Source organism: Pseudomonas sp. P7548 (assembly GCF_013386585.1).
In the GTDB taxonomy this organism is placed as follows: domain Bacteria; phylum Pseudomonadota; class Gammaproteobacteria; order Pseudomonadales; family Pseudomonadaceae; genus Aquipseudomonas.
In genome coordinates, this window is record NZ_JACARO010000160.1 from 1 (window position 1) to 4012 (window position 4012).

The window sequence follows — 4012 nt, forward strand, 5'->3', positions numbered from 1 at the left end:
GGCAACGAAGGCCTGGCGCAAGCAGCGTTGAGCAAGCCGGATTTGCTGGTGCTCGACCTGGGCTTGCCGGACATGGACGGGCAACAGGTGTTGCGCGAGTTTCGCGAGTGGTCGACGGTGCCGGTGCTGGTGTTGTCGGTGCGGGCCAGTGAAGTGCAGAAAGTCGAGGCGCTGGACAGCGGCGCCAATGACTACGTGACTAAACCGTTTGGCATCCAGGAATTTCTCGCCCGCGTACGTGCCCTATTGCGCCAGGCTCCGGCCGGGGAGGCCCAGGAAGCCGCGTTGAATTTTGGCCCGCTGACGGTGGACCTGGCCTATCGCCGGGTGATGCTGGACGGTGTTGAAGTCGCCCTGACCCGCAAGGAGTACGCGGTGCTGGCGCAACTGGCGAGGCATCCTGGCCGTGTGATCACCCAGCAGCAATTGCTCAAGGACATCTGGGGCCCGACCCATACCGAGGACAGCCACTACTTGCGGATCGTGGTGGGGCATTTGCGTCAGAAGCTGGCGGATGATCCGACACAGCCGCGTTTTATCGTGACCGAGGCGGGGGTGGGGTATCGGTTGTTGAACGCATAGGTTTGTGGTGTCTGGCCTGACGCTATTGCCGGCAAGCCACCCCACATTCGNNTTGCCTGCGATGGCGTCATCAGCAACACCGAAGTTCTCAGTGTTGCTCACTCTCATACCGATCCAAGGTATCACTGGCAATTTCCCGTCCCAACGCAATCAACTCCGGCGCCTTGTAGAACTCAAAAAACCGACACACCCGCTTTGGCACGTTGATCAACACATCAGGCGGGTAACCGGCAATCTTGTACTGCGCCAAGGACGTCTGCATCACCTCGAAACTCTGGTTGATCAGGTCAAGCAGTGAAGCGGGCCCCACGTTGTCGATGATGAACGAACCGGTCGCCGACTTGGGCGCGCCGGCTTTTTCCGGCGCGGCGGCGGGTTGCTGGGATTCGGGCTCGGCCGATTCCAGCCACGGGTTGATCTCTGCCGCTTCAGCCTGCAAGGCTTCCTGTTCCAGCTTCATCAGTTGCTCGGCCTGCTTGCGTCGAAAGGGCAGGTGCGAGCCCAGGGATTTGGCCAGGCTGTTGAAGCGGCTCTTGAACGCAGGCGGGCGCTGGATCACCGGCAGGTGATAGTGTTTCTGGTTGGTGGCGTTGAGGTTGACCGCAATGATCAGGTCGCAATGGCTCGACACCACCGGCACGATCGGCAGCGGGTTGAGCAGGCCGCCGTCCACCAGCATGCGGTTGCCTTGCATCACCGGCGTAAACAGGCTGGGGATGGCGGCCGAGGCGCGCATGGCCTGGTGCAGGCAGCCTTCCTGGAACCAGATCTCCTGCTGGTTGGTGAGGTCGGTGGCGACGGCGGTGTAGGGGATGCGCAGTTCTTCGATGTTGATCTCGCCGACGATCTTGCGGATCTGCCCGAAGACCTTCTCGCCACGAATCGCCCCCAGGCGAAAACTCACGTCCACCAGGCGCAGCACATCCAGGTAGTCGAGGCTTTCAATCCAGTTTCGATAATCCTCCAGTTTGCCGGCTGCGTAGATCCCGCCGACCACGGCCCCCATGGAACAACCGGCGACACAGGCGATGTCATAGCCGCGCCGTTCGATCTCTTCGATCACTCCGATGTGGGCGTAACCTCGGGCCCCTCCGGAGCCCAATACCAAGGCAACACGTTTTTTCATGGTCCATGTCCTCCCCAAGGCAGGTGCCCACAATGCACCCATTGAGGGGGCGCCTTCAATCTTCGCCTGGGGCGGTAATATTTTTGCTGGCGGGGCGCGGTGCTCGGGTATGCTCTGGCGATAGACGCTTTTGATTTGGGGCTGACAGACAAGGCACTTTTTCTTGTAGGCAACGTCTACAACGTACGACTGTTTTTCTTTATTTGAGGTGTCATCGATGAAAGCCTGGATGTGTGTGCCTGTGATCGTGTTGGCCCTGGCCGGTTGTGCCGGGAAAACCGCGTACCGCGACAGCTGCGGCACGCAACTGGATGCCGCGTGGCATGAACTGGACCTGGCCAAGGCCGAAGGCTTTGCCGGCACTGTGAGCTACTCTAAGGCCTTGTCCTTGCTGACCGGTGCCAAGACCCAACAGCAATTCGAAGCGTTTGAAGGCTGCTCCAACAAGGCCGAGAAAGCGCGGTTCTATATTCGTGAGTCGCGCGCCGGGCGTTGACCTGTCGCCGTGATCAGGGATCTTCATCGTCAGGGGAGGAAGGGATGTCAGCGTTGGTCGATCAGTTAGTCGCTCAGGTCATTGGCCTGGAAGTAGGGTTACTGAGCTGCCAGGCTCGCCTCGCCGCCGTCACCGACGATGAAGCCTTGCACGACCTGCGCACCACCGTGCGGCGCCTGCGCAGCCTCCTTCGCCCATTGCGCGGGCTGCCGGGTGTCGAGCAGCTTGAATTGGCGGCTAGTACGGTCGGCCAGATCACCACGCCGCTGCGGGACCGAGAGGTCCTGGCGGCGTATCTGCATCAGCACGGCCATCACGCGGCGGCAGACCGGCGCTTGCGCTTGCAACCCGATGCGTATCGGCACGTGGCGCAAAGCCCGGAGTTGGCTCACCTGCTGCTCATCCTGGATGCCTTCCCGCGCTTTCTCCGTGCCTCTGAGCATCAAAAGCTGCTCAAGGGGCTGCGCCCACGCATCGAGAAACGCTTGGCCAAGCAATGGCAGAAACTCGATGAAGCACTCAAAGACCCAGATCACGATCGCCACCGCCTGCGGTTGCTGATCAAGCGCGTGCGCTACGCCGCCGAAGCCTATCCCGAGCTGGACAAACTCCCCGCCAACGCCATGTCCCGACTGAAAAAAGCCCAGGGCGCCCTCGGTGATTGGCATGACTGCTGGCAGTGGTTGGCTCAGGCCCAGCATCAACCGGACCTGCAGCCCTGTGTTGCGACCTGGCATCGCACCATGGCCAAGGCCGAAGGGCAGGCCGACAGGGTGCTGGAAAAGCTCAGCGCCGATTGTTTCTGAAGCGGTCCGGTTTTTGGCCGGAATAGGCGCTGTATCGCAAGGGCGCGATGGTTAACATCCCCCCATCTGTTTAGCTGATGTGAGGTCGCCATGCGCTTTAGTGATTTGCTCGACGCTGCCCGTCGCAACCCGCTGGATGTCACCATCCCCGCCGAATGGGCTCAGGGGCGCGCAACCTTTGGTGGCCTGGTCGCCGCACTGCAGTACGAAGCCCTGCGCGCCAAGGTGCCGGATGGCCGGCCTTTGCGGTCATTGGCCGTGACCTTTGTCGGCCCGGTGACAGCGGATGTTCCCGCCAGTTATCAGGTTGAAGTGTTGCGCGAAGGCAAGGCCGTCAGCCAATTGTTGGGTCGCGTGGTGCAGAACGGTGAAGTGGCGACCCTCGTGCAAGCCAGTTTTGGCGCATCCCGCGAGTCAGAGATTGATGTGGCCAGTGAAGCGCCGCCGACCTTCAAGCATTGGGATGAATGCCAGGAGCTGCCGTACATCAAGGGCGTGACGCCTGAGTTCATGAAACACGTAGCAATGCGTTGGAGCGTCGGCGGGCTGCCGTTTACCGGCAATAAATCTCGCGACATGGGCGGTTGGGTACGCTTGCGCGGCGATGTGAAGGAAGAACCGTTGACCGAGTCGCATATCCTGGCCCTGGTCGACGCTTGGCCCCCGGCCCTGCTTCCCCATCTGAAAAAGCCCGCGCCCGGCAGCACGCTGACCTGGACCATCGAGTTCATCCAGCCCCTGCAAGACCTGACGACCGTCGACTGGTGCCAGTACTACGTCAACATCGAGCACGCCCGCGACGGCTACGGCCACGCCGCAGCCGCGCTGTGGAGCCCGACCGGCGAATTGATCGCCATCAGCCGCCAGACCGTGGTGGTGTTCGCCTGAGTTTCAGTGCCGATGGCGTTGCCGCCAGGCACGCCACCAGCCGCCGCTTAATACAAAGCGTGGGAAGGTCACAAACTGCTCGACCACCAGGCGCTGCACCGCATCTTTACGATC

General features: G+C 61.4%; 5 protein-coding genes and 1 pseudogene. 4 read left to right on the forward strand and 2 right to left on the reverse strand.

Annotation, left to right across the window (positions count from 1 at the left end):
• The coding region (locus tag HX803_RS31825; protein WP_178926035.1) for a winged helix-turn-helix domain-containing protein at positions 1-582 on the forward strand (582 nt) is incomplete at its 5' end.
• Positions 583-670: 88 nt separating this feature from the next.
• Here the strand turns inward: HX803_RS31825 and HX803_RS31830 are convergent.
• Positions 671-1708, reverse strand: coding sequence for a patatin-like phospholipase family protein (locus tag HX803_RS31830; RefSeq protein WP_178926036.1), 1038 nt, complete (start codon positions 1706-1708; stop codon positions 671-673).
• Positions 1709-1925: 217 nt separating this feature from the next.
• Between HX803_RS31830 and HX803_RS31835 the strand changes: the two genes are divergently transcribed.
• From HX803_RS31835 to HX803_RS31845, 3 genes are all read left to right on the forward strand, one after another.
• Positions 1926-2204, forward strand: a complete 279-nt coding sequence (locus HX803_RS31835; protein ID WP_010176194.1) for a hypothetical protein — start codon at positions 1926-1928, stop codon at positions 2202-2204.
• Positions 2205-2248: 44 nt separating this feature from the next.
• Positions 2249-3010: a CHAD domain-containing protein gene (locus tag HX803_RS31840; protein WP_178926037.1), complete on the forward strand. Its 762-nt coding sequence runs from the start codon at positions 2249-2251 to the stop codon at positions 3008-3010.
• A gap of 90 nt (positions 3011-3100) precedes the next feature.
• The gene (locus HX803_RS31845) at positions 3101-3898 is read left to right on the forward strand and encodes an acyl-CoA thioesterase II (protein ID WP_178926038.1); all 798 of its coding nucleotides are present in this window, start codon (positions 3101-3103) and stop codon (positions 3896-3898) included.
• A gap of 3 nt (positions 3899-3901) precedes the next feature.
• Here the strand turns inward: HX803_RS31845 and HX803_RS32920 are convergent.
• Positions 3902-4012 (reverse strand): annotated as a pseudogene (locus HX803_RS32920) (terminase); the annotation flags it as partial.